Raw genomic sequence first — 23909 nt, forward strand, 5'->3', positions numbered from 1 at the left:
CTGCCACCCGGGCGGCGGTCCAATGCTGCACGAGCAATGGAAAGAACTGACCTTCGCCGCGCGTGCAGCCACCAACCATCATCGAACGGAAGGGGTGCGGGACAAAGGGTATATTCGCTGCGGTTGCGCCAATGGCTGCTTCCAGAAATTCCAACCGTTGGTGATTGCCTTTCCAAGATCTTCACCGTTCATCGTCATCCCAGATGTCGTCTCACAACATCCTGCATCGGGCGTGGTTCTCGACCCAGCACGCGCCCAAGCGTTGGGTCTACTTTTGCAAATTCTCCTGCCTGCGCGGCGCGGTAGTAACCCAGAATGACGCTTTTGACCGCTTCCGGTGAGTTGGCTCGTTGCAAGTTTTCGATCATATCTTCTTCGCTGACGATCTGGCGCTTGATTGTCCGTCCTGTCGCCCCGCTTGCCATCTGCGCGAGGTCAGCAAGATCGAGCCCTACACGGCCGGTGAGGGGCGGAGTCACGCCCTCGAAGGTCTCTTTTCCAGCCAGCAAAAGCGCATCGACTTGAGCCAAGTCTTCATGGGTCGTCCAAGCCACCTTGCCATCCGCCGGACCTACCAAATTGCCATTCGAAAATCCCTGCGCATTCATGCTCATGGCGCTGTCCGCATAGAACCCGTGCCGCATGGACGTCCACGCCAGACCTGAACCAGCCAACATTGTTTCCGTTGCGGCATGATAGCGCCCAGGCGGGAAATGCGACTGCTCATTGGCCGAAACTTGGCTGGTGTAGAGTAGCCGTTCGACACCCAGTTCCTTAGCCACCGAAATCGCCGTTGCGTGCTGTTGAAGCGGGTCACCCCCACTGGCGGCTGCATTTGAGGATACCAGCAGTACTCGGCTGGCACTTTCCCACGCGTGGCGCAGGCTGTCAGCGTCTTCGTAGTCCCCACACCTTACGCGTACTCCACGGGCCGAGAGCTCGGCCAGTTTTTCCGGGTTACGTACGCTGACTCCGATTTGGTCCGCTGTCACGAGGCGCTGCAGAGCCTCAACCACAAGCCCGCCCAGTTTTCCCGAGGCTCCTGTAACAATGAGCATTGTTCGATCTCCAGTTCTTTGACTCGCGCCAGTTGGCGCAATTCTTATTGATGATCGACAAGATGACTGTTCCGCAGTAATTGCATAAGATATCAAAACTGGAATGGACTGTTCTCAATGAAGAACAATGTTTCTGCTGACGATCTTGCCGTTCTTCTGGCAGTTATCCGTGAAGGCGGATTCCGCGCAGCTTCAAAGCGGCTCGGCGTAGCAGCCTCAAAAGTTAGCACCACGGTCTCACGGATAGAAACGCAACTTGGCACCCCCGTGCTGCGCCGCACAACGCGCAGCCAACACCTGACGGAAGCGGGCCAACTTTTGGTGGATCGTGTGGGCCCATTGTTATCTGCAGTTGACGCTGCCTGCCATGATGTTGCGACGCTTGGAGGGCAGATACAGGGGAGATTAACGCTCAACGTGCCGGGGGCGGTCATGCCAGATATATTACCGCCACTGCTCGCCGCATATCGGACGCAGCATCCAAATGTGGAGGTTGAGATCAAGATCGAGAGCGACCTCGTCGATATTGTTGCGGCAGGCTGTGATGCGGGCATTCGCTACGGCAGCGTGCTGGAGCAAGACATGATCTCGATACCGATCGGGCCGCGCAGGCAACAAATGGCACTGGCCGCGTCCCCTGCTTATCTTGAGGCGCACGGGAGGCCACACGTTCCAGAAGACCTGACCGCCCATCACGCGATCCGCTACCGGCTGGACGCGGGCCCATTGCTTCCATGGATGCTGCAAAGCAAGGAGCAATCCGTAAGTGTAGAGCCCAAAAGCGCGCTCATCCTCAGTGTAGGCGCACTTAACACCGGACTTCGATATGCGCAGGAGGGAATGGGAATCGTATATACTTTTCGCCACTGGCTGGACGATGATTTCGAAAGTGGAAAGCTGATGCCTGTGCTGTACGGTTGGTGGCCACACATTGAGGGGCCACACCTCTACTATCCGAGTCGCTTTGCTCCAAAGCCTCTGCGGGCCTTTATCGAGATATGTCAGTCTACGCCCGCAGAAGGGTAACTATTCTCAGCCAACACGTTGTCCGTTCTCAAAACGGCCGAGAGCCGAAAATCTGTTCAAACGGTGATCATGAATGCGCGAAGGCTTTTACTGCCCAGTCAATAAACACGCGCACGCGCGGCGACAGGTATCGGTCGCGTGGGAAAAAGATCGAGACCGGGGACGGGGCCGGTGGTGTGTCGCTGAGGAGTTCGATCAAGCGCCCTGCGGCAAGATCTTCGGCAGCAGAATAGCGCGGTTTTTGGATAATGCCGAGGCCAAGCCGGGCGCAATGTGCCAATGTGTCTGCGCCGCTTACAATGATTGGTGTCGGGAGAGAAACCGTGCGCAGGATACCATTTTGAACAAATTCGAGCGGCAAGATAGATCCTGTCGCGGTAGAGCGAAATCCGATCATCTGGTGGCCTTTGAGCGCGTCAATGTTTTGCGGTGTGCCGAACCGTTCAAGGTAGGTCGGGGCCGCGCAGGTCACCTCTTCAAGGTCCGTCAATTTGCGACTGGTCATGTTGCTATCGACCGGATCACCCACCCGTATCGTGCAGTCCACACCTTCGCGGACCAGATCAACCAGTCTATCCCCTTCTCCGATATGGATCTGAATGTTAGGAAAACGCGTCATGAAGCCTGGCAGCGAAGGCAACAGGAAATGCCGCGCTAGGACACCATGGGTTTCGATACGCAGCGAGCCTTTCGGCGTAGTTCCTGCAAAGGCGTCTTCGGCATCTTCAATCTCGGATAGGATTGACAGGCAGCGTTGATAATATGCTTCACCATCCAGCGTTGGGCGCACAACCCTTGTAGTACGGTGCAGCAGGCTCACGCCCAATCGGGCCTCAAGTGCTTTGATCGCATCTGTGACCGTTGATCTTGGCAAACCCAGATCAGTTGCGACTTTAGAAAAGCTTCGCACTTCTACGATCCGCACGAAGACGTTCATGGCATCAAGGCGGTCCATTTATTATCCGATCAAGCAGAATAGTGATGTCATATTGTAGTAGATTATCCAAACTATAGAAATGCCTATTGTTCTTAAAGGTTCGGCATGGGGCCGATCAGCGAAAGGACAATAAATGGCCACTATCGAAAACAGAACAGCATTGGTGACTGGCGCCTCACGTGGGATTGGCGCGTCAATAGCCGAGAGGCTGTCAGCGGATGGATTCAATGTCATCGTCAACTATGCAGGAAGCGAAGCTGCCGCACATCAAATTGTCGAAAAGATCGAAGCAGCAGGCGGTAAAGCCATCGCAGCCCAAGCCGACGTGTCGGATGCCGTCGCTGTCAAACGGATGTTCGACTTCGCAGAAACAGCCTTTGGCGGGGTCGACATCCTGGTCAACAATGCGGGCATTATGAAATTGGCACCTATTGCAGATAGCGATGACGCTCTCTTTGACACTCAAGTCGCAATCAATTTCAAAGGCACGTTCAACCTGTTGCGAGAAGCCGCAAATCGCCTTCGTGACGGCGGGGCAATCGTTAACTTATCGACGAGCGTCGTCGGATTGAAGCTTGAGACTTACGGCGTCTACGCTGCGACCAAAGCGGCCGTCGAAACAATGACAGGCATTATGGCCAAGGAACTTCGCGGGCGGTCGATCACTGTAAACACGGTCGCCCCTGGCCCAACAGCAACGCAGCTTTTCCTAAACGGCAAGCCACATGAGGTCGTCGATCGTATGTCAAAAATGGCACCGTTGGAACGGCTCGGGACACCGCAGGATATCGCAAATGTTGTGGCGTTTCTCGCAGGACCAGACGCCGCTTGGGTCAATGGCCAGACATTGCGTGCAAACGGCGGCATAATTTGATCCACCGCATTGGTGGCGTATGCATTTTAACACGCCGCCAAAGCCATGCATAATGTCCGATACTGGATCCGGTCTTCAGGTGATACTCAGGCATTTCGCAGGGACAATATCGCAAGGCTCAGCAGCGAAAACGGGTAAAGATACTATTTCTTGTCATCCAGTAAGTTGGCAAAAGTGGCCTTTCGACGCTTGCGCAGCATTGGTCGATTTGGGCTCGGAGCTGCCTTGCGGCGGTGAAGCAGCAGTCTTGCAGCAAAACAGAGCTCGGTCCTACCCGCCTGATGACATCAGTCAGCCCTTCCAAGACATTCGTGCCGGGCGCAGTATGACGAAGGGCATACACTGGGAGGGCGGGAACCGGGCCTTAGCTGCGTCTGCGAAGGTTCTGTGCTAGAATTGCAAAATCGGCCATTCAAGCCGCAGCAGACCGAAGCCCCCATGCTGCGCTGCGCGCCAAGGTCGGCTGTGCGCAGGTGTCCCAAAGGAGCTATTTTACCATATTCTTTTTGCCTGCCAGTGCTTCGCATCAATGGGCTTCGCAGGTGGTGAATTGGCGGCTAAACTGCCTCGCGACGAGTTCGCCCGAAAGCCGCATTTATGGTATTTCTCGATTCGACCGCTCGCAAAATGCGACTTTTCACTCGGATTGATCGAAAGATACTATGGACAAGCTCTCCGTCATGAACGCTTTCCGCCGCATTGTTGAGCGCGGAAGCTTTGCGCGTGCGGCGGAGGATCTGGGTGTTTCGCCCGCACTTCTCAGCCGCGAGATCAAGCTTTTGGAGGAGAGCCTGAGTACGGTATTGCTCACCCGCACGACACGTTCGATGTCACTCACCGATGCCGGACAGCTCTTCTACGACGAGGCATTGGGCATCCTCGATGCTGTATCCCAGATCGAGACACGCATCCGTGACGGCGCTGGCGCGATACGAGGCCACCTCAAGGTGAATGCGTCCAGTTCCTTCGGACAGACCGTCATTGCTCCGATTCTGCCAAGGTTTTTCGACGCCTATCCCGACCTTCGCCTGACGCTGTCGATGGATGATCGGGTGATAGACATGGTTGAGGGCGGCTTCGATGTTTCTATCCGGATTAGCTCAGCCCTGTCGGACTCCGCACTAGTGGCGCGCAAGCTAGGGACGATGCGGCAGCAGATCTTTGCCGCACCGTCCTATCTGGATAGCGTCGGCGCCCCAGAAACGCCGCAAGACGTTGCCAATCACCGTATCATTGGTTTTTTGCTTGCCGACCATCTCACCACTTGGGCTCTTCATGGTCCAACCGAAACAGTATCCGTGGACCTTGATCCTCCCGTCCGCGTCGGCAACAGTCTTGTTCTGCGAGATCTTCTGGTTGCCGGCCAGGGCATCGGCACCTTGCCGGATTTCGTTTCAAGGGATGCTGTTGCGCGCGGTGATCTGGTCCGCGTGCTGCCCGATTGGGAGCTACCCGCGCCGGAAATCTACGCTGTGACGACCTCGCGGCTCGGCATGGATGCGAAGGTCACGGCGTTTCTCGATCACCTCTGCGTAGCGCTGCGCCCCTGACATTCTTCAACCCATGTAAAGAGTGAAGTCAAAGCGGGCCGGTTTTTCCAAATCGTCCTATCCTCGATCTTCTCAGGTGATGAAATTCACCCCATGAGAGGCTCCCATGACCCGTATTCTTGTTCTCTACTATTCTAGCTATGGCCATGTCCGCGCGCTCGCACAGGCCGAGGCTGAAGGCGCACGCAGCGTCCCCGGCACCCATGTAGATATACGCCGCGTACCGGAAACCGTTTCCCAGGAGATCCGGCAGAAGGCCGGGTTCGCCTCAGACGATACGCCTATTGCCGACCCGGCTGATCTGGAGGCCTACGACGCCATCATTTTCGGGACACCGACACGCTTTGGCATGATGGCCGGACAGATGAAAACCTTTCTGGATCAGGCCGGCGGGCTTTGGGCGCGCAACGCGCTTGTTGGAAAGCTTGCTGCTGTCTTTGCCTCCACTGGCTCGCAGCATGGTGGGCACGAAGCGACGCTGCTCTCGACCCAGATCCCGCTCCAGCATTTCGGAATGCTGATCGCGGGTATGCCTTACAGCTTCGCTGGCCAGACGACGGCCGACCACATAGTCGGCGGCGCACCCTATGGCGCGGGCACCATCGCTGGAGCCGACGGTTCCCGTGAACCCAACGAGACAGACCTCGCCGGCGCGCGGTTTCAAGGTGCCCATGTCGCTCGGATTGCCGCGCACCTTACGGGAGCCAATCTGGGCGAGGCAGCTGCGTGATGGCTTCCCTCCTTCCAGAAATGTCGCCTGTTCTGCACATTCTGTGCGGAAAGATTGCCGCTGGGAAATCCACCCTGGCGGCCGATCTTGCCCGCTCGCCTCAGACCGTCCTGATTGCCGAGGATGACTGGCTGAATGTGCTCTTCGCCGACGAGTTGGTTTCATTGCCCGACTACGTCCGGTGCTCTTCGAAGCTGGCAGGGATCATGGCGCCCCATGTCGCTGCGTTGCTGAACGCAGGCGTCTCGGTCGTTCTCGATTTTCCAGCGAACACTGTCGAGCAGCGTGCTTGGAGCCGTGGCATCATCGAGAAAACGACTGCCGCGCATCAGCTTCACTTTCTGGACGTGCCTGACGAGGCCTGCCTCGCTAGGCTACGCGAGCGCAATTGCCAAGGCGACCACCCGTTCGCGGTAACTGAGGCCCAGTTTCGCCAGTTTTCCAGTCACTTTCAAGCGCCCTTACTGGGGGAGGGCTTCAATGTCGTGAGGCATGAGGCATGCGGGTGATCAGACAAGTCCAGCCGTTGCCGGGTCCGCGATTACCTGCCCCTTCTCAAGTCCCTCAGAAAACGAGACACGCCATGTCACGCACAGCCGACATTTTACTTACGGCGCTCGCTCCCGCGGTCTGGGGCAGCACCTATCTTGTCACCACCGAGGCGCTGCCGGCAGGCTATCCCGTGACCCTTGCCGCGCTTCGTGCCCTGCCAGCGGGGGTGTTGCTGCTTGCCCTGACACGTTGCCTGCCACCGCGGACGTGGCTTGGCCGTGTGTTTTTGCTCGGGAGCTTTAACTTCGCGCTGTTCTGGGTGCTGCTCTTCGTGGCGGCATACCGGCTTCCTGGCGGGGTCGCAGCAACACTGGGGGCATTGCAAGCGATGATTGTCATCGTCATGGCTCGCGGCTGGCTCGGCACGCCGATCCGGACAGGAGCGATTGCAGCGGCTGCTGTGGGAGTCCTTGGTGTGGCACTATTGTTGATCGGTCCCGAGTCTGCGCTCGATCCTATCGGTGTCGCTGCCGGTTTGGGCGGAGCCGCCTCTATGGCGGCGGGCACCGTGCTGAGCCGAAAGTGGCAACCACCAGTTTCGGCCCTGAGCTTCACCGCTTGGCAGCTAACCGCCGGAGGTATCATCCTGTTGCTGTTCGCTTTGATCACCGAGCCCCCCTTGCCGCTGCTTTCAGCGAAGAACATCGCCGGACTGGTCTGGCTTGGCCTGATCGGCTCGGCGGCGACCTATGCACTCTGGTTTCGGGGCGTTGCTCGAATCGAACCAGGGACCGTCTCTTTGCTTGGCATGATGAGCCCAGTAACAGCGGCATTGCTTGGTTGGATGATACTCGGGCAATCTCTCTCGCCCCTACAGAGCCTGGGGGCAGTCGTCGTCCTTGCCTCCGTATGGGCTGGTCAGAGGTTCAACCAGACCGGTTCAAATGACACGTACGAGCAGCGGACATCGTCGCTCGCAAGAAATATCTGATCACCCCTGAAGAAAGGACCGTTTTCATGCCTGCTCTTACCGCACGCCCAGATCTCGCGCGTAATATGCGGTTCGCCGGATTACTCTACCTTGTGATCATCATAACGGGCTTAAGTGCCGAAATCGGGCTGCGCGCTCCGTTGATTGATCTCGGGAATGCCGACGCCACGGCCGCTGCTATCCTCGCTGCACCGGGGCAATTCCGTCTCGCCATCGCTGCCGATATCGTGATGGCACTCAATGATGCAGGGCTGGCAATTCTGCTATACCTGATTTTCAGCCCGATGGCGCGGGGGTTGGCCCTATCGGCGATGGTCTTTCGGTTGATTCAGACAGTGGTGATTGTCGCCAGTCTCATGAGCCTGCTCACCGGGTGGTTGCTTTTAGCTCGCGCGGATGTACTGGTCGATGCGCACACACTCGCCTTGATATTTTTCGATCTTCACGCCCACGGATACGATCTTGGCCTCGTGTTCTTCGGCATCAACAGCTTGATTATGGGATTGCTGGTCTGGCGGTCGAGCCTCTTTGCAAGGGCATTCGGCGCCGGCCTTGCCATCGCTGGACTGGTCTACCTGTTCGGTAGTGGCTTACGCTTCTTCGCCCCCGAGCTGGCCCCGGTATTCGCTCCAGCCTATGCACTAACAATTTTGGCCGAAACTGCATTTTGCCTTCGATTGCTTCTCCAAGGCAGCACCGGTCATGAAGATTTTTGACAGCGCAAAATAGCCGTATGATAGACAAGCAGGAGAGGTTCCATGTCCCATAGAGGATTTTCCGTCCGCGCCCTTGGCGAAATCGCCATCCGTTGTATTGATCTCGATGCGATGGTTGCATTCTATCGTGATGTGATCGGTCTGGAGCCGATAAACGATCCGGAGAATAGCGATGTCGTGTTCTTTCGGATCGCAGAGGGCTTTGCCGGTCATACTCAGGTGCTCGCTCTGTTCCGACATGATATCGAAGGTGCAGGGAACACGCTGGCTGGTGATGAACCTCCGACCACTGGCCCTGGCTCGTCGCTCCATCATCTGGCTCTCAGCCTGCCCTGGGACGAGCAAGATGCGGTCATCGCATGGTACGAGACGCTGAAGAGGGAATATCATGTCGAGAGGTTCTCATGGATTGGCTGGCGCGGGGTATTCACCAAGGATCCGGACGGCAACACTGTTGAACTCGTCGCAAAGGAACAGTGATATGACGATCCTATCAGGCATAGACACAATCAAACCCGGTCCGAACCAATTTTTCTCGATGCTGCGCAACGAACCAATGACAGCTTTGCTTTGCGGGGGCTACGATAGGGCCTATGCATGTTTAGATTTTCGCACATTTTTCAAGAGCAGAGGAAATCATGCTTAACGAGACAGTAAGCGACCGCGGTTCGCAAACACCCTACATTGTCAGGGCGGAGGAAGTCGCTAGGATGGAAGGACACTTCAAGACGCACTTCCTTAACCAGAACGCACGCCGCAACAATAAGAGCTTGGGCGACTTGACGGGACTGACAGGGTTCGGTTTCCACCTCATCGAGGTCGAGCCAAACTACGAGACCACCGAATATCATGTCCATCACCACGAGGATGAGTGCGTTTATGTGCTGGAGGGCGAGGCGACGGCTGTGATCGGAGATGAAGAATATCCAATCGGACCAGGTGATTTCATCGGCTACCGGAAGGGTGGACTTGCCCACTCGATCCGCAACACGGGTAAGACGGCCCTACGCTGCATCGTGGTCGGAGAGAGACTGGCGCACGACGTAGGCGACTACCCGCATTTGGGTAAACGTATTTACCGTCATTCGGGCTTGCCCTGGAACCTCGTCGATCATGATGCGATTGCAGAACCGAAAGCTGGCGAGAAGAAATAGACCTTCGTGGAGAAGTGGCGAGAGGTGGTTACCCTCGTATTCTGCATGCTCAATGATTGACTTGAGCGTTACGAGGTGACGTTCGATTGTAGCTGGCGAAAGACCAACCTTTGCAGCGGGGAGCGTTCGTGCCTCTTCAAGAATCTCCTTGAAAGTCAAATCCCTTTGACGGGGTGACTTCCAGTATGTCTTTGGCATTTCTTTTGCAATCGCGTTGGAAAAAATTTCGAGATGATGCGCGCGAATATCCGTAACCAATTGAATGCCTGTTACGTAGATAAACAAAGTGACCGTCTTCAATGCTTGATCTTTTGTGCCTTGTGTACACTCTTTGCTGCGTGTCATCCGAACTGCCGTACCGAACAAATCTTGTCCAAAACGGCGTTCAATCTCTGCGTCCATTGCATTGCCATTGAAAACACGGGCTTCGGGTTGCGCAAGGGCTTCATTACGTTGGGTTTTGATTCTGTTGGCGGTAATGCGCTTGGAAATCAGAGACACACCGGGGGTTAGAAATGGCGTTTTATCGTCCGAAAAAGATACGAGTGACCCAGCATCGGAAGCCGAAGAGGTATCCACTGCAGTTCCCATGCCAGCACTTGCAAATGTCTGTGACTGGGAGCTCAAAATGTCATTTCTTGGGTGAGGTGCCGCAGTCGAGGGAGCAACCAAAGCGCGAAGCATTGTTTCGGCTGCAATGCAGGCGGACTCCCCGGCGTGAAGGGGAACTGTCTCGACTGCATGATGTGCCGCCATACGGGCTTCTACCGCTGCCCACCGGAGTCTAAGCTTTTCATGTTGCGACATGTGTTGGATGCGGTCTTTGGAAGCTGCGCGCTCAAGGACGGCTTGATTGAATTCCGGGGACATGAACTCCTTAAATTTTTCATTTTGGACTCGTGCGGCAGGGGCCCGCTGGTTGATGGGCAATTCCATCAAACGTTTTTCTGACATATTTTCACGCAACCCATCTTCGACGAGGCTACGAAGAACGAATGCTTCGACGCGATTGTGCTGTTCACGCGTGGCGGTCAATGTGCCATCCATACGTTCCATCATCCGCGCATTTCGAAGATCTTCGAGATACGTGCGGAGTTCGGCCTTGAAAAAAGCCGGGACATCCACTTCAGGGATTGTGATATGAGCATTCTCGTCGAGCATTCGGTCCATGTGTGCATTCAATTGAACACATGATTTAAGGGCCAATTTTCGATCTGTCGTCCCCAAAGACAGCATTACAGGTGGCAAATGTGTGGATAACTTTGGAACGCGTCTGCGGAAATAGTATGTTTTACGCCGTTTCTCTAAGTAAGTAATATTGCCCATAGTGACCTCGCTCTTTGGTCACTGCCGATAGAAAACATGATCAACTTCGCGGTTGTGGAGATGACGTGTGTGAACATCTGTGTAACCACTTGTGTAACCTATCCCTCAGCACGCCTCAGATGAAGCGTTCGTGGGTTTGTTTTTAAACAATTTTTTCAGGTTGTTGGCTGGGATGGTAGGATTCGAACCTACGGTACACTGTACCAAAAACAGTTGCCTTACCACTTGGCTACATCCCAACGTGGAGCGGTATTTAGTCTGAGCCCGCTGTCTGCGCAACCCCTTTTTGAGATGTTTTTTGAAAAAACCTGAAATGGTTCTGAAAAAATGGCGCGCTGCGTGAAAGAGGGGCGGCCTTTCGCAATCGTCCAGTGTTTTCGGACAGTTGCGAAAGCCTTCAAGTGCTTCCGGGCACTGCTTTTTAGGCCCGCGAAGTTACGCAGAGACCTGTTCGCGCAGCACGGCTGCGGTGAGCGAGGCGATCAGGTAGATGCCGGAGAAGATCAGCATGGCCAGAAGCGTGTTCTCGAATTTGCGCGGGTAGGTCGGCTCGTCGGGCGCCACAGGGCGCGAGGAGAGCGAGAGGTAGCGCACCTGTCTGTTGGCTTCGACACGGGCCGCTTCGAGCGCCTGAATGGCGGCTGAGGCCATGGCCTGTCGTGTTGCCAAATCGACCTCCGCCATGCGCAGTTCTGCGGTGATGCGGGCCAGAGAGTCGGCGCCCTCGTTTGCCTGTGTCAGTTGTGCGCGCAGGCTTGCAATCAGGGTCTCCAGACGACGGATGTCCCCTTGCGTGCCTTCCACGCGGGCCTGGTTCGGGCGGTCGTTGTCGAGGAGCTGTTGCAGTTGCAATTTCTTCTGCTGCAATTGCGTTTCGAACGTGGAGACCTGCGCCATGATCGAAGAAGTTTCCGCATCCGGCGAGATGATCCCAAGCTGCTCCTGCAACTGCACGATCTTTTCCTGCGCGGCGAGCATTTTGGCCTCGGTGTCCTCAAGACTTTCGCGCGCGCCTTTCATCTGATCTTCGCGCAGACGCTGGGTCAACTGGTCGACCTGTTCCTCGGCATATTTGATCAGGTGATCGGAGAATTCCTGAGAGGTCTCCGGATCAGCCGCGACGACTTCCATGCGCAAGAGGCCTTCGGTCGGATCGTAACCGATGGTGACGCGGTCAAGAAAGACCTTGTAGGCTTGTTCGTTGGTCGGATTTTTCGGCAGCCTCTGAAGCGGATCGATGGCATCAGAGGAGAAATGGTCCTTGAACCCCGCATCGGCATCCAGCCGGAGCATGGCGTCGCGCGAGGTCAGGTAGTCCTGCACGGCAATCGAATCCTGCGAGGTGGCCAGAGACGTGCCTGACAACAACCCGCCGAGACCGCCACCCGCCGCCGAGGGCGATTCAGATTGCTGGATGATGAAGGCTGATTGGGTGGCATACATCGGAGTGGCGATCGTATAAAAATAGATCCCCGCCAAAATCGTCGGGATGCCCACAAACACCGCCAGACGTGCTGCCAGCAAAAGCATCTTGCGGCGGCGTCTTTGTGCGATGTCCTGCTGGATTTGCGATATCTCCCCGTCGCGGGTCAAGCGCTCAAGGATGTCTTTCGAGGGCAGGGTGGATTTGTTGTCGACCGTTTTCGGCAGCTTGGCCTCGCCTGTTGGGGCCAATTCACGCGAAGGCGCTTTGCCCTCTGTGGTCACGAGGTCAAGCACGGTGCTGCGCTGGAAGGGATCAATGCCTTTTTTGCGCAAAAGCCGGACAGCGTCGAAATCGGAGGTGACGGCCAGCCCGTGTTTCTGCGCCACGCGCCGCGCCAAACGCAATTGTCGTCCGGTGAGACCCTCGCGCCGGATCGCATCAATTTCGGCATCAATCGCGGCTTCGTCGGCGGGGGTGACTTCGCCCTGCACAGCTGTGTCTTGTGTGGCGTCTCCATCCGCGGCGCTCAGGTCCAGAGAGCGGGCGACTTTGCCGCGCTTGCTTGCGCCCTTGCCCGCAGGTCCAGAGGCCACCGCAGCGGCAGCCGAGCCGGGGAAGGGGGCGTCGCCAAAGCCATCGGCGCTGGCATCCGTGTCAAAGAGCTTGTCATCCGGCCCGAGTGTGGCCTGATTTGCGGCAGGTTTTACAATCTTTTCGACCTTCGCCGTGCTGGCAGATGCGGCCACGCTCTGCGCGTCTTTGGTGCTGCGGGCTTTGCGGCGCACGCGGAATTTCTGGGCTTTAACCTTGGTAGTCATAGAGTGCCTTTGCTTCTTCCAGCGTGTCGAACATATGAAGCTGACCGTTTCTCAATACGGCCGCAGAACGACAGAATTTTTCAAGTGTGGCGGCTTGATGCGAGACCACGACAATGGTGGTGCGTTCAAGCCGCTCGCGCAGGATGCTCCCCGCTTTGCGGTTGAAATTGACGTCAGCGGTCGAAGGCATGCCTTCGTCAATCAGATATATATCGAAATCCAGCGCCAGAAGCAGCGCAAAAGACAGGCGGGAACGCATCCCTGACGAGAATGACGATACGGGCATTTCGAAATATTCGTCCAGTTCACATAGCCAGCGGCAGAACGCCTCGACATAATCGGGATCGAGGTCATAGAGCTGCGCGATGAAGCGGACGTTTTCGCGGGCGGTGTGTTTGCCGATCAATCCGCCCATGAAACCGAGCGGGAAGGACACGCGACAACTGCGGCGGATTTCGCCTTCGTCGGGCTTCTCTAAGCCGGACATCATGTTGATGATTGTGGTCTTGCCGGTGCCATTGGGCGCGAGGATGCCAAGAGAATTTCCGAGTTCCACACGAAAAGACGCGCGGTCAAGGATCACCTTGCGCTGCTTGCCTGTCCAGAAGGATTTACTGACATTGTCAAACTCGAGCATCGTTACGCGCCTTGATACTGCCTCACCACGCAAACCGCCAAACAGAATTGCGTGAGAACAGTGTTAATAGACCATTTCGGCTATATTATGTCGCCGGAGCGGCGGCAAATCCCTTTTTCACCCTGAAAATGTGGCAAGAATGGGGCCAAACTTTCGAAATTTGGCTCCAAACAGGAAACAGTTGCGGGGTCAGAAGGGATGTCTACGCGGATTGTTTCTTCACGCCACACAGTTTGCCAGCAACAATCGCGACGATCGCAGCAAAGAAGGAGAAGAGCGCCCCCATCTTGGCTGCGGCCTGCACCGGTGTGCTGCCCAGCATGGCGTCTGCGTCAAAGGCCACGGCTGCGATGAACAGCGAGACGGTAAAGCCGATGGCCGCCACGCAGCCGATCACGAAGAGGTCAATCGTCCGCATGCCCGCAGGCAGGCCGAGGCGGAAGACATGCGCCGCCAGAGCGCCCATAAGCAAGATGCCAAGCGGCTTGCCGATCAGCAGCCCTCCAAGCACAAGCCAGGTCGGCGAGCCGATGGCATTGAACTCGACGCCCGCATTCAGGAGGCCGAAGAAAAAGAGGATCACTTCGACAGGCAGTTTGAGCTTGTGCTCGATGTCGTTGAGAAGATCGTGCAGATGCTCCTCGGCGGCGGCAAAAATCCCGAAGGCCCGATCCGCATGTGGGATGGTCGGAACGATGGGCAACAGGCCCAGAGCCGGATGAATCCCCGCACGCATGAAGCCATACCACGACAGGCTGGCCGCAATCAGATAGGGCCAGAAGGACAGGTGTTTGCGCACCCATGTCGAATTGGGCCGGAGCTGGTTGCCGACATCAAGCTTGCGCGGGAGCCAGTTGGCGAGGAGAAACACCGTGCCCGCTGCGATCAGGGAGAGCAGCAGCCATTGCGGTGCAAGCGCACCGGTCGGGTAGAAGATCGCGAGGATCACAAGCCCCGCCGCATCATCAGCAATAGCAAGAAGCAACAGGAACCGCACCGCAGGGTGTCCGGCCCCAAAGACCATACGCCCTACAAGATAGGAAAAGGCGATGTCGGTTGCCGTCGGCACGGCCCAGCCGTTTTTGACCGCGTCAAACGTATCCGAGCCAAGAAGCATGGCCAGCCCCAGATAGACCGCAATCGGCCCGAGCATCCCGCCGAAGGTCGCGACCAGCGGCGTGGCTGCTTTTTTCCCGCGCAAGCTACCGTTTTTGAGGATCACGGCCTCCCAGACTTCTTTCGCGGCAATGGCAAAGAAGAACGCCATGAACAGATCGTTGAACAGGTAGTGCAAGGTCAGGGTGCGGTGGACATGACCGTGTTCATCCACATGGGCGTGCCCGATGAAGAACTGGTCTGCAATCGGATATTCGACGAAAGCATGGTAGGAATGCGGGTCCACATTGGCCCAGATCAGCGCCAGAATCGCACCGATGATCAGCAACAGTGAATAGTTGGCGATAAAGTTCCAGACCTTGTACATTCTCAGCCCCTCTTAGCCCGATGCAGTTTCCTCCCGACGCCGGTTTCATCATTTGAACACGCAAGGGTGTTCGCAGATTTGATGAAAACAGGCCGCTCCGTTTCGCGCTTGTATAGCGATAGTCTCGTAGGAAATTTTATAAGCGCTCTTGTCGAGATAATTCAACCGGGCTCACAGGGCAAGCACAGGCAGGATATGCCGGCGCTTGCTAAAGTGTTGTATGCTGTGGCGTCTTAGAAGGCCGACCAGATCAACCCCGCCAGAACCGCGCCGGTGAGGGCAAATCCGATATAGGCGGCAAAGACACGTGGCTTGACCAAGGCCCAGACCGCGACCGCTGCGGGGATGCAAGACACGCCACCCGCAACCATGAAGGACATCGCCGCCCCCTCGGCCATGCCTTGCGAGATCATGCCGGACATCAACGGCACGGCGGCAAAGCCGTTGAGATAGGCGGGTGCTCCCACCAAAGCGCCGATGAGGATGGGCCGTATGCCTTCGCCGCCCATGACAGTGGCGATCACGTCAGCCGGCAGGTAGGAGAGCATCACGCTTTCCAGCACATAGGCCACCACCATCCATTTGCCCAAGAACAGCAGGTTTTTCACAAAACTGGATTTGAAAGCGTCAATCCGGCTGTCCTCGCGCCAGAACCGCCATTCGGGTTTTCCGCGCAGCCCTGACGTGGCGCAGCAGGAGGGCTTGGTGAATTCCTTGAGAGGATCGGCGAAAAGCGCAGACCCGCCCAACAGCTTGACGCCAAACCCGCCCAGAAGGCCGATACCCACCGCGGCTACGGTTTTGGCGATGGCGAAGTCCATGCCCAGCTCGCCTGCAGTGACAAAGAACATCGCCGGATCCATGAGCGGGGATGCCAGCCAAAAGGCCATGACCGCAGAAAGCGGCACTCCGACCGCAAGCGAGGCGGCGATGAAGGGGATGACCTGACAGGAGCAGAAGGGTGAAATGCCGCCCACGATGGCGGCAACCATGATCATGTGGATTTCGCGGCCTTCAAAGGCTTTGGACAACAGCGTCTCCGCGCCCGAAGCCTGCACATAGGCCGTGGCAAGGATGGCGAAGAGCAAGAAGGGGGCAGCATGCCAAAGCGCGGCCAAGGTGAATTTGAAGGTCGGGAACAGGTTGGCCGGATCAAGGATCGCCACGGCGAGCAGGACAAGCCCCGTGACCAGCAACGCCTTGTCGAGTTTCTTCCAGAGCTGCGGCAGACGGGGCGGGGTTTGTGTGAGATCAGTCATGGCGGGCCTCCTGATCCGTGATTGGCGCCTCATGACAATGATGCTCTGGTGTGCAGGCCTCATCTGTGCAATCGGCGCAACATTCATCGAGCAGGGCGGTCAGTTGGCCTTGCAACGTGTCATAATCCGCTGCGATGCAAATGACCGAGCGCCCCTGTTTTTCCTGTTTCACCACATCCACGGCGGCGAGTGTTTTCATGTGATGGGTCAGTGTGGCCCCTGTGATACCAGTGCGATTACCCAACTCTCCGATAGAGAGCCCTTTGGGACCGGCGCGCAAAAGCGTGCGCAGGACGAGGAGACGTTGCTCCGATCCCAGCGCGGAAAACAGGCTGGCGGCTTCGGCAAGGTGGATGTCGTCAAATTGCGAGGCATTTCGTGGCGCGGACATGGGGACTCCTGTCGGCTGTTGTGCGATTAATTTCTATATTTCTAAAAATATCAAAATGAGTCAAGTGGTGTTTTCGCGGCCCCCGTATTAGATTGATCGAATGTGTCTTGTCCAAGAGATCAAAAACTGCCGTCTCTGTGCGGAGCGTTTCAAAGCCACTGCCACCGCACACAGCCCGCGTCCGGTGGTGTGGTTCCGTCCTGGTGCGCGTATTCTGATCGCGGGACAGGCTCCCGGCGCACGGGTGCATCAAAGCGGGCGGCCCTTCACGGATCCTTCCGGAGAGCGGCTGCGCGACTGGCTGGGGCTGGATGAAGCAACATTCTATGATCAGGATCGTATTGCGATTGTGCCAATGGGGTTCTGTTTTCCGGGGTATGATGCCAAAGGGTCGGATATCGCGCCCCCTGCGCTGTGCCGTAACACATGGCATGAGCGGGTAATGGCGGAACTGGGAGAGGTCGAGTTGATCCTGCCTGTCGGCCTTCACGCGCTGCGTTACCATTTGGGCCACAAGGGCAGTCTGACCGAGGCGGTCGCGAACTGGCGCGCCCATGCGCCGCGTCTCTACCCCTTGCCTCATCCGTCCTGGCGCAATACGGCTTGGCTCAGGAAAAATCCGTGGTTCGAGGCCGACCTTCTGCCCGACCTGCGCGCCCGTATCCAAGAGTTGCTGTGAAAGACCTGCCATGACCGAAGAAACCCCGATCGATCTCGCCCATGCTGCTATGGAGGCCGCGCCCCAAGACGACACCGCGCGTTTACGCTTCTTTGAACGTGTCGCGGATGGCGAGTGGTTCTTACTGCTCGAAGAAGAACATGACGGCGAAGGCCCGATCACTCCGCGCGTGTTTCCGGTGGAAGAGGACAAGTTCGTGCTGGCCTTTGATCGCGAACAGCGTCTGGCAGAGTTTGCAGGACATGCGCCCTATGCGGCGATGTCGGGGCGGGTTCTGGCCGAAATGCTCGCCGGTTCGGGCTATGGCCTCGGGCTGAACCTGACCGTGGCGCCTTCGGAGATGCTCCTGCCCGGCGCTGCGGTGGACTGGCTGCACGCGACTTTGGGCAATGCGCCTGCGGAAACCCATGGAAAAGCTGAAGAAATTTTCCCACCGGCGGGACTTCCCGAAGTGCTGATCACGGCGCTGGACGCCAAGCTCGCGATTGCGGGCGGGTTGGCGAAACTGGTGTATCTTGCGGGGGTTAAATACGAGGATGGGGTGCGGTCGCATTTGCTGGCTTTTGTCGATCATGTGCCCGGCGCCGAGGACGCCTTGGCCAAGCTGGTGTCCGAAGCGCTGATCTTTTCCGGCGTGGAGGCAGGTGCGTTGGATGTGGCGTTTTTCAAATCCTCCGATGCCCTGTGCGCCCCTCTGGCGCGGTTCGGCCTGCGGTTTGACCTGCCGGAACCGGAGCCACTCCCGACCGGACCTTCCGCGCCGGGGATGGACCCGAACACACCGCCGAAACTGCGGTGATTTGAGTATTTTCAGCAGCAAAGGAGAGCGCCGGACCGTGTCACTTCGGACCGGCCTCTGCCACCTGCGCAACGCATTGAATAATATACTATATTCCGGCTCAATAGCCGGCAGACCGATCCACAAGATGCAGGAATGGCAGGCCGGATTCGCCGCGCCGGATGTTCTCTGCAATCACCTCTGAGGCCGTGTCCTCGCGCGTCTCTGCGGCGATGTGGGGCGTGACCGTGACCTTGGGGTGAGACCAGTAGGGATGCCCCTCCGGCAGGGGTTCGATGCGGAAGACATCAAGCGTGGCATGACCGACCTGATCGCTGTCGAGTGCTGCCAGAAGCGCGTCATCGTCAATCAATGTGCCCCGCCCCGGATTCACGATCCGCGCTCCTTCGGGGAGGTGTTTCAGACTGTCGGCATTGAGTATGCCTTGTGTCTGACTTGTGTCGGGCAACAACAGCACAAGGATTTCCGCCGTTGAAAGCGCGCTCTTCAAGCCCTCCGGCCCTGCAAGGCAGGTGATCCCGTCGATCTCCTTGAGCTTGCGCGACCATCCGGTGACATCAAAGCCCAGCTCCGCCAGCGCCAGAGCACAGGTCTTGCCCAAAGCGCCCAGCCCCAGAACCGTGACCGCACGATCTCTGGCCAAGGGCGGGGCGGTTTGATCCCATGCCCCGTCGAGACCGAGGATGTAGCGGTCCATCCCGAGGTGATAGCGCATCACATGGCCGGTGACATAGTCCCGCATCCCCAGCGCCAGCCCCGGATCGACCATCCGGCACAGCGGCTGCGTGAGGGTCGGGTTCGGGGCGATTTTTTCGACACCGGCCCAGAGGCTCAACACCGCTTTGGCGCGGGTGAAGGGCGAAAAATCCCGCAACGTCTCATTGGGCGCATAGATGATGTAATCGACCTCTTCGGGCGCGGCCTCACGGGTGAGACGGGCGTCAATGCCCGCCTGTTGCAAGGCCCGCGGCAGAGCGGTTTCGTAAAGCGGCCAAATCCGGTCCGGTGCGGAAAACAATAGGGTGAGGGTCATCGTTTGCCTCGCGGTCTGTGGACATGGGCCGATTGCAGGATGCCGAACGCGGCCAGCAGCACCAGCATAGCCGAGCCGCCATAGGACACCAGCGGCAGGGGCACACCGACCACGGGCATCAGCCCCATGACCATCGACATATTGACCGCAAAGAACAGAAAGAACGTCGCCGCGATCCCGATGGTGACAAGAGAGCCGAAACGGTCCTTGTTGTTCATCGCGGAGATCAGGCAGAAAATGATGATACCCGCATAGAGCGCCAGAAGGGAGAACCCGCCGATGAAGCCGAATTCTTCGGCCAGCGTGGTGAAGATGAAATCCGTGTGCTTCTCGGGCAGGAAGTTGAGCCGCGACTGCGTGCCCTGCATAAAGCCGCGCCCTGTCCAGCCGCCGGAGCCGAGCGCGATCTTGGCCTGCGTGATGTGATAGCCCGCGCCCAGAGGATCGGCGGAGGGATCAAGAAAGGTGTCGATGCGGCGGTATTGATAGTCGTTGAGCAACTGCCAGCCGGTCCCGCGCGAGGCGAACACGGCAGAGACCAGCCCCACGCCCATTGCAATGACCACGCCGAAATAGATCCAGCTGACGCCAGCGGCAAACATCACGATGGCCCCGCCCGCCACCAGAAGGATGGAGGTGCCGAGATCGGGTTGTTTGAGCACCAGAACGGTCGGCAGCAGGATCAGCGCCACGGGAATGGCAACCCACAAAGGCCGCGAGACCTTTTCCAGAGGCAGCCAGTCGTAATAGGCCGCCAGCAGCATGACCAAGGCGATTTTCATCAACTCGGAGGGCTGGAGCTTCATGAAGCCCAGATCGATCCAGCGCTGCGCCCCCATGCCGACGTGGCCGAAAAACTCCACGAAAACCAACAGGATAAAGGTAAAGATATAGGCCAGCCCCGCGATGTTGCGCCAGAACCAGATCGGCACCATGGCGATCATCAGCATGGCGACCATGCCAATGGCGAAACGTTTCATCTGGGGTTCGGCCCAAGGCTGGAACGAGCCGCCCGCATTGGAATAGAGCATGAGAAAGCCGAAAGAGGCCACCGCCGAGAGCAGCAGCACCAGCGCCCAGTTGACATAGAGCACTTTGGAAATGCCCGTCGGGATGGTTTTGAGTGTGCTTTCGAGATAGCTCATGCGCGGCTCCTCTCGGTGCTCTCGTCTTCCTTGCCCACCAGAGGCAGGGTGCGGAAGCGTTCGCGGATGGTGTTGCGTTGCGAGCTCGGGTAGGCGTCGAGCGGCGGCACGGCCCCGTGCAGGGCAAAGAGCATCACATCCCGCGCAATCGGAGCGGCCACGGAGGACCCGCCGCCGCCATGTTCCACCACAACGGAGACGGCGTAGCGCGGCGCATCATAGGGGGCGTAAGAGACGAAGAGGGCGTGGTCGCGCTCTTCCCACGGGACGTTCTTGTTGTTGACCACAGTGTTGCGGACCTGAGAGGTGCCTGTCTTGCCCGCCATGTGCTGGGTTTCATCCGCGATGCGGGAGGCATAGGCCGTGCCTCTGTTGGAATTGAGCACTTCGAACATGCCCTGACGCACGGAGCGCAGCATGTTTTCGTTGATCCCCAACTCACCGCCGCCGCGGACCGGCTGTTCCATCCCGTCGATAGAGCGGACGAGGCGGGGCACAACTTCGCGATTGGTGGCAACGCGAGCGGTCATCACGGCCAGTTGCAAGGGGGTCGTCAGGACAAAGCCCTGTCCGATGGCGGCGTTCAGACTGTCGCCGACCACCCATTCCGCACCGCGATTGGCGAGTTTCCATTGTTTGTCGGGCATGAGGCCGGAGCTGATCCCCGACAGGGGCAGGTCATAGGATTCGCCCAGTCCGAGCCGCCGTCCCATTTTGGCGATGTTCTCGATTCCGGTCCGTTGCGCCATTTCGTAGTAATAGACATCGCAGGAGTGGCGCAGGGAGGCGGCGAGGTTCATATTGCCGTGGCCTGCGCGTTTCCAGCAGTGGAAGCGGCGGGAGCCGACCTCGACATGGCCGAGGCAGCGCACGGTTTCGTCGGGGGTGACAACGCCCGCTTCGAGAGCGGCAAGGGCGGTGACCAGTTTGAAGGTCGATCCGGGCGGATAGGCGCCTTGCACCGCTTTGCCGGGCAGGGGGCGGTGGTCGTTTTCCAGCAGCGCATTGTAATCGGCCACTGAGATACCGCGCACGAAGAGGTTCGGGTCAAAGGACGGTGTCGATCCGGCCGCGATGATGTCGCCGGTTTCCACGTCCAGCACCACGGCGGCGGCACTTTCGCCCCCCAGTCGGGCCTGCACAAAGTTCTGCACCTTGTGGTCGAGGGTCAGCTGGATATTGGCGCCCGGCTGGCCTTCCTGACGGTCGATTTCGCGGATGATCCGCCCGTGGACGTTCTGTTCCACGCGCAAGATGCCGGCCTTGCCTTTGAGCACGTCTTCCATCCGGTGCTCGACGCCGGATTTGCCAAGCTGGAAATCGGGGATGTGGTAGATCGGGTCGACCTCTTCCATCTGTGACAGGGCATAGTCGGAGACGGGGCCGACATAGCCCACCAGATGCGCGAAATCGCCTTTGAGCGGGTAGTGGCGCGACAGGCCGACCTCCGGCGTGATGCCGGGAAGCGCCGGGCCGTTGGCAGCGACGGCGGAGAACTGTTCCCATGTCAGCCGGTCCGCGATGGTGATCGGGGTGGAGGGGCCGATCTTGCGGTTTTTGAGATCGTCGCGCACGCGGGCCTGTTCGGCGGGGGTCAGGCCGATGAGGCGCTCCAGCTCGGCCAGCACCTTGTCGAGCTCCTGTGCATCCTGTTTGCGGATCACGACTTTGAAGGTCTGTTCGTTCTCCGCCAGAGCGGTGCCGTTGCGGTCATAGATCAGACCGCGCGCGGGGGGGAGAAGCTGGATCTTGATGCGGTTCTCTTCGGCCAGAAGGCGAAACTGGTCGGCCTGATCGACCTGCAAAAAGCGCATCCTGAGCCCCAGAACCCCCATGAAGGCAAGCTGGGAGGCGCCAAGAAACAGTGCGCGCCGCGTGACCTTGCGCGCCGAGGCGGCATTTTCTGTGGGGGAACGTTTCATCGCACATACCTCATTTCATCGGCTTCGGCGGGGCTGATTTTGGTCATGCCGAATCCGTAGCGCGACAGGGCCACCACCACCGGATAGCTGAGAAGTGTCGAGACCTGTCCCATAATGGCAAGCCCCAGCGAGCTTTGGTCCACCATGAACAGCGCGAGGCAGAGCCGGTAACCTAGCGCCATGGCCAGCATCACACCGGCCACCATCGCCCATTCGATCGCAAAGGGCAGATCGCGCGAAATCGGCTCGCGCCGGCGCAGGAATTCCAGTCCCAGCACACTGAGCAGTGTCCATAGACCCGGCGGGCGCAGAAAGATGAAATCAGCCAGAAGGATCACTGGCGCGACCAGAAACACCGGTACATAATCGGGACGCCGGAGCACCCATGCAAAAGCCACGGACAGGATCAGATCCGGTCCCGGCCAGCTTGCTGCACCGACTTTCAGAGGCAGAAGATAGAAAAACGTCACCAAAGCTGCGACGAGCAGAAACCCTGCGCGGAAGGACCATGTGCGAACCGTGCGCGGATCAACCATCTTCGGGCGCTCCGTCCTGCTCCGGCTCTGCGCCTGCATTGGCATCGGCTGCGGCATCCACAGGGTCAGAGGCAATCAGGCCACCCGGATCGGTGATACGTTCGCTCTCATGGGTCCGCAAAACGCGCAGATAGTCGAGCCGTTCATAATCGGCCGCCAAGATCACGCGCAGGCGACGATCCGGACCTTTGGCCACCTGACCGATCAACAGCCCCGGCGGAAAGACCCCGCCGTCACCGGAGGAGACCACGCGATCGCCCGGACGGACAAGCTCGGGCGTTTCAATGAAATCGAGCGAAGGGCGAATGGTGTTGTCCCCCGACAGGATCGCGCGTTGTCCAGAGGGTTGGATTGTTACCGGAAGGCGGGAATTACTGTCGGTAAGAAGAATCACCCGCGCCGTATTTTGGCCCACGCCGGAAATCCGGCCCACCAGACCGATCCCGTCCATCGTCGCCCAGCCGTCGCGAATCCCGTCCCGAGCACCAACATTCAAAAGCACGGACTGGCGGAAGGGCGAGCCGCTGTCGGCCATCACAACGCCAGTGACATAGGTGTAGCGCGGGTCGATCCGCACCTTGTTCAGATCAAGGAGCTTGGCGTTTTTCTGCTCAAGCTGGAGGGCCGCTTCCTTCCACGCCTGCATCTGGCGCAATTCGTTGCGCAATTCCTGATTTTGTTCGTAAAGTCGTTGATAACTCTCGAAATTCTCGATCATATCGACGGTTTTCGTCACCGGCACCAAGGCCCATTCAAAGGAGGGCACAACCCTGTCCACGAGATTGGCACGCAGCCGCTCGACGCGCGGGCTGTCGATGCGCCAGAGGATGAACAGACCCATCAGGCACAGCAACATGATCCCGATCAGCAAACGCCGGATCGGGCGGACGTAGGTCTCCGCATTGCCCTTGTCTCTGGCCAAACTGT

Annotated in this window: 23 protein-coding genes, 1 tRNA gene and 1 pseudogene; 11 read left to right on the forward strand and 14 right to left on the reverse strand. The window is 58.1% G+C overall.

Translation table 11 applies throughout. The features are described 5' to 3' along the window. Nucleotides 1-194: 194 nt before the first annotated feature. Entirely contained in the window at nucleotides 195-1058 is an 864-nt protein-coding gene (locus BM152_RS11595) for an NAD(P)H-binding protein (protein WP_066605678.1), read from the reverse strand. 117 nt (nucleotides 1059-1175) lie between these two features. On the opposite strand from BM152_RS11595, the gene BM152_RS11600 reads away from it, so the two are divergent. Further along, a complete protein-coding gene (locus BM152_RS11600; RefSeq protein ID WP_066605675.1) occupies nucleotides 1176-2084 on the forward strand; it encodes a LysR family transcriptional regulator in 909 nt (302 codons plus the stop codon). A 67-nt stretch (nucleotides 2085-2151) separates the two neighbouring features. On the opposite strand, the gene BM152_RS11605 is transcribed toward BM152_RS11600, so the two are convergent. After that, nucleotides 2152-3039, reverse strand: coding sequence for a LysR family transcriptional regulator (locus tag BM152_RS11605; protein ID WP_066605672.1), 888 nt, complete (start codon nucleotides 3037-3039; stop codon nucleotides 2152-2154). A gap of 115 nt (nucleotides 3040-3154) precedes the next feature. Here BM152_RS11605 and BM152_RS11610 point away from each other — a divergent pair, with 115 nt between their 5' ends. From BM152_RS11610 to BM152_RS19540, 8 genes and pseudogenes are all read left to right on the forward strand, one after another. Continuing rightward, on the forward strand, nucleotides 3155-3895 hold the full coding sequence (locus BM152_RS11610; protein ID WP_066605670.1) for an SDR family oxidoreductase: 741 nt from the start codon (nucleotides 3155-3157) through the stop codon (nucleotides 3893-3895). Between the two features lie 662 nt (nucleotides 3896-4557). Then, complete coding sequence (locus BM152_RS11615) at nucleotides 4558-5445, forward strand: LysR family transcriptional regulator (RefSeq protein ID WP_066605668.1); 888 nt, start codon at nucleotides 4558-4560, stop codon at nucleotides 5443-5445. A gap of 106 nt (nucleotides 5446-5551) precedes the next feature. Further along, on the forward strand, nucleotides 5552-6175 hold the full coding sequence (wrbA, locus tag BM152_RS11620) for an NAD(P)H:quinone oxidoreductase (protein WP_066605665.1): 624 nt from the start codon (nucleotides 5552-5554) through the stop codon (nucleotides 6173-6175). Further along, nucleotides 6175-6684 (forward strand): P-loop nucleotide/nucleoside kinase family protein, encoded by a 510-nt coding sequence (locus BM152_RS11625; RefSeq protein ID WP_066605663.1) that lies wholly within the window; start codon nucleotides 6175-6177, stop codon nucleotides 6682-6684. The genes wrbA and BM152_RS11625 overlap by 1 nt, the downstream gene beginning before the upstream one ends. A 74-nt stretch (nucleotides 6685-6758) precedes the next feature. Next, on the forward strand, nucleotides 6759-7658 hold the full coding sequence (locus BM152_RS11630) for an EamA family transporter (protein ID WP_066605660.1): 900 nt from the start codon (nucleotides 6759-6761) through the stop codon (nucleotides 7656-7658). Nucleotides 7659-7684: 26 nt separating this feature from the next. Beyond that, nucleotides 7685-8374 (forward strand): DUF4386 domain-containing protein, encoded by a 690-nt coding sequence (locus tag BM152_RS11635; RefSeq protein WP_066605655.1) that lies wholly within the window; start codon nucleotides 7685-7687, stop codon nucleotides 8372-8374. A gap of 42 nt (nucleotides 8375-8416) precedes the next feature. Then, the gene (locus BM152_RS11640) at nucleotides 8417-8854 is read left to right on the forward strand and encodes a VOC family protein (protein WP_066605650.1); all 438 of its coding nucleotides are present in this window, start codon (nucleotides 8417-8419) and stop codon (nucleotides 8852-8854) included. Between the two features lie 230 nt (nucleotides 8855-9084). Next, nucleotides 9085-9336: pseudogene (locus tag BM152_RS19540) on the forward strand (cupin domain-containing protein); the annotation flags it as partial. A 42-nt stretch (nucleotides 9337-9378) separates the two neighbouring features. Here the strand turns inward: BM152_RS19540 and BM152_RS19545 are convergent. The 7 genes from BM152_RS19545 to BM152_RS11680 all read right to left on the reverse strand — a co-directional run bounded on the left by BM152_RS19545 (nucleotide 9379) and on the right by BM152_RS11680 (nucleotide 16868). Beyond that, nucleotides 9379-10854, reverse strand: coding sequence for a DUF6538 domain-containing protein (locus BM152_RS19545; RefSeq protein WP_244524890.1), 1476 nt, complete (start codon nucleotides 10852-10854; stop codon nucleotides 9379-9381). Nucleotides 10855-11018: 164 nt separating this feature from the next. Next, nucleotides 11019-11093: transfer RNA gene (locus BM152_RS11655), tRNA-Gln, on the reverse strand. A gap of 196 nt (nucleotides 11094-11289) precedes the next feature. After that, the gene (locus tag BM152_RS11660; protein ID WP_066605641.1) at nucleotides 11290-13098 is read right to left on the reverse strand and encodes a KpsE/RkpR family capsule polysaccharide export protein; all 1809 of its coding nucleotides are present in this window, start codon (nucleotides 13096-13098) and stop codon (nucleotides 11290-11292) included. After that, nucleotides 13082-13735: an ABC transporter ATP-binding protein gene (locus BM152_RS11665; protein WP_066605638.1), complete on the reverse strand. Its 654-nt coding sequence runs from the start codon at nucleotides 13733-13735 to the stop codon at nucleotides 13082-13084. Before BM152_RS11665 ends, BM152_RS11660 begins: the two co-directional genes overlap by 17 nt. 202 nt (nucleotides 13736-13937) lie before the next feature. Continuing rightward, complete coding sequence (locus tag BM152_RS11670) at nucleotides 13938-15218, reverse strand: Na+/H+ antiporter NhaA (RefSeq protein ID WP_066605637.1); 1281 nt, start codon at nucleotides 15216-15218, stop codon at nucleotides 13938-13940. Between the two features lie 233 nt (nucleotides 15219-15451). Then, complete coding sequence (locus tag BM152_RS11675) at nucleotides 15452-16477, reverse strand: permease (RefSeq protein WP_066605634.1); 1026 nt, start codon at nucleotides 16475-16477, stop codon at nucleotides 15452-15454. Beyond that, nucleotides 16470-16868 (reverse strand): ArsR/SmtB family transcription factor, encoded by a 399-nt coding sequence (locus BM152_RS11680; RefSeq protein ID WP_066605628.1) that lies wholly within the window; start codon nucleotides 16866-16868, stop codon nucleotides 16470-16472. The genes BM152_RS11675 and BM152_RS11680 overlap by 8 nt, the downstream gene beginning before the upstream one ends. A gap of 100 nt (nucleotides 16869-16968) precedes the next feature. Here BM152_RS11680 and BM152_RS11685 point away from each other — a divergent pair, with 100 nt between their 5' ends. Together BM152_RS11685 and BM152_RS11690 are read left to right on the forward strand one after the other, a co-directional pair. Then, the gene (locus BM152_RS11685) at nucleotides 16969-17547 is read left to right on the forward strand and encodes a uracil-DNA glycosylase family protein (protein ID WP_066605627.1); all 579 of its coding nucleotides are present in this window, start codon (nucleotides 16969-16971) and stop codon (nucleotides 17545-17547) included. A gap of 10 nt (nucleotides 17548-17557) precedes the next feature. Further along, nucleotides 17558-18346, forward strand: coding sequence for an SseB family protein (locus tag BM152_RS11690; RefSeq protein WP_066605626.1), 789 nt, complete (start codon nucleotides 17558-17560; stop codon nucleotides 18344-18346). Nucleotides 18347-18446: 100 nt separating this feature from the next. Here BM152_RS11690 and BM152_RS11695 read toward each other — a convergent pair whose 3' ends face one another. From BM152_RS11695 to mreC, 5 genes are read right to left on the reverse strand one after another with little or no spacing between them, the layout of a single operon-like run. Then, nucleotides 18447-19379 carry a 2-hydroxyacid dehydrogenase gene (locus tag BM152_RS11695; protein WP_066605624.1) on the reverse strand — a complete coding sequence of 311 codons (933 nt, stop codon included), beginning with the start codon at nucleotides 19377-19379 and terminating at the stop codon, nucleotides 18447-18449. Next, nucleotides 19376-20524: a rod shape-determining protein RodA gene (gene rodA, locus BM152_RS11700; protein WP_066605622.1), complete on the reverse strand. Its 1149-nt coding sequence runs from the start codon at nucleotides 20522-20524 to the stop codon at nucleotides 19376-19378. Before rodA ends, BM152_RS11695 begins: the two co-directional genes overlap by 4 nt. Then, on the reverse strand, nucleotides 20521-22446 hold the full coding sequence (mrdA, locus tag BM152_RS11705) for a penicillin-binding protein 2 (RefSeq protein WP_066605619.1): 1926 nt from the start codon (nucleotides 22444-22446) through the stop codon (nucleotides 20521-20523). The genes rodA and mrdA overlap by 4 nt, the downstream gene beginning before the upstream one ends. Further along, nucleotides 22443-22982, reverse strand: a complete 540-nt coding sequence (locus BM152_RS11710) for a rod shape-determining protein MreD (protein ID WP_066605608.1) — start codon at nucleotides 22980-22982, stop codon at nucleotides 22443-22445. Before BM152_RS11710 ends, mrdA begins: the two co-directional genes overlap by 4 nt. Then, nucleotides 22975-23904 (reverse strand): rod shape-determining protein MreC, encoded by a 930-nt coding sequence (gene mreC, locus BM152_RS11715; RefSeq protein ID WP_066605602.1) that lies wholly within the window; start codon nucleotides 23902-23904, stop codon nucleotides 22975-22977. Before mreC ends, BM152_RS11710 begins: the two co-directional genes overlap by 8 nt. Nucleotides 23905-23909: the final 5 nt, after the last annotated feature.

Source organism: Celeribacter halophilus (genome assembly GCF_900114135.1).
GTDB lineage: Bacteria > Pseudomonadota > Alphaproteobacteria > Rhodobacterales > Rhodobacteraceae > Celeribacter > Celeribacter halophilus.

Bases quoted from the DNA above. Each gene is read 5' to 3' on its own strand.
- BM152_RS11595 (WP_066605678.1), bottom strand. From the start codon at position 1,058: ATGCTCATTGTTACAGGAGCCTCGGGAAAACTGGGCGGGCTTGTGGTT.
- BM152_RS11600 (WP_066605675.1), top strand. From the start codon at position 1,176: ATGAAGAACAATGTTTCTGCTGACGATCTTGCCGTTCTTCTGGCAGTT.
- BM152_RS11605 (WP_066605672.1), bottom strand. From the start codon at position 3,039: ATGGACCGCCTTGATGCCATGAACGTCTTCGTGCGGATCGTAGAAGTG.
- BM152_RS11610 (WP_066605670.1), top strand. From the start codon at position 3,155: ATGGCCACTATCGAAAACAGAACAGCATTGGTGACTGGCGCCTCACGT.
- BM152_RS11615 (WP_066605668.1), top strand. From the start codon at position 4,558: ATGGACAAGCTCTCCGTCATGAACGCTTTCCGCCGCATTGTTGAGCGC.
- wrbA (WP_066605665.1), top strand. From the start codon at position 5,552: ATGACCCGTATTCTTGTTCTCTACTATTCTAGCTATGGCCATGTCCGC.
- BM152_RS11625 (WP_066605663.1), top strand. From the start codon at position 6,175: ATGGCTTCCCTCCTTCCAGAAATGTCGCCTGTTCTGCACATTCTGTGC.
- BM152_RS11630 (WP_066605660.1), top strand. From the start codon at position 6,759: ATGTCACGCACAGCCGACATTTTACTTACGGCGCTCGCTCCCGCGGTC.
- BM152_RS11635 (WP_066605655.1), top strand. From the start codon at position 7,685: ATGCCTGCTCTTACCGCACGCCCAGATCTCGCGCGTAATATGCGGTTC.
- BM152_RS11640 (WP_066605650.1), top strand. From the start codon at position 8,417: ATGTCCCATAGAGGATTTTCCGTCCGCGCCCTTGGCGAAATCGCCATC.
- BM152_RS19545 (WP_244524890.1), bottom strand. From the start codon at position 10,854: ATGGGCAATATTACTTACTTAGAGAAACGGCGTAAAACATACTATTTC.
- BM152_RS11660 (WP_066605641.1), bottom strand. From the start codon at position 13,098: ATGACTACCAAGGTTAAAGCCCAGAAATTCCGCGTGCGCCGCAAAGCC.
- BM152_RS11665 (WP_066605638.1), bottom strand. From the start codon at position 13,735: ATGCTCGAGTTTGACAATGTCAGTAAATCCTTCTGGACAGGCAAGCAG.
- BM152_RS11670 (WP_066605637.1), bottom strand. From the start codon at position 15,218: ATGTACAAGGTCTGGAACTTTATCGCCAACTATTCACTGTTGCTGATC.
- BM152_RS11675 (WP_066605634.1), bottom strand. From the start codon at position 16,477: ATGACTGATCTCACACAAACCCCGCCCCGTCTGCCGCAGCTCTGGAAG.
- BM152_RS11680 (WP_066605628.1), bottom strand. From the start codon at position 16,868: ATGTCCGCGCCACGAAATGCCTCGCAATTTGACGACATCCACCTTGCC.
- BM152_RS11685 (WP_066605627.1), top strand. From the start codon at position 16,969: ATGTGTCTTGTCCAAGAGATCAAAAACTGCCGTCTCTGTGCGGAGCGT.
- BM152_RS11690 (WP_066605626.1), top strand. From the start codon at position 17,558: ATGACCGAAGAAACCCCGATCGATCTCGCCCATGCTGCTATGGAGGCC.
- BM152_RS11695 (WP_066605624.1), bottom strand. From the start codon at position 19,379: ATGACCCTCACCCTATTGTTTTCCGCACCGGACCGGATTTGGCCGCTT.
- rodA (WP_066605622.1), bottom strand. From the start codon at position 20,524: ATGAGCTATCTCGAAAGCACACTCAAAACCATCCCGACGGGCATTTCC.
- mrdA (WP_066605619.1), bottom strand. From the start codon at position 22,446: ATGAAACGTTCCCCCACAGAAAATGCCGCCTCGGCGCGCAAGGTCACG.
- BM152_RS11710 (WP_066605608.1), bottom strand. From the start codon at position 22,982: ATGGTTGATCCGCGCACGGTTCGCACATGGTCCTTCCGCGCAGGGTTT.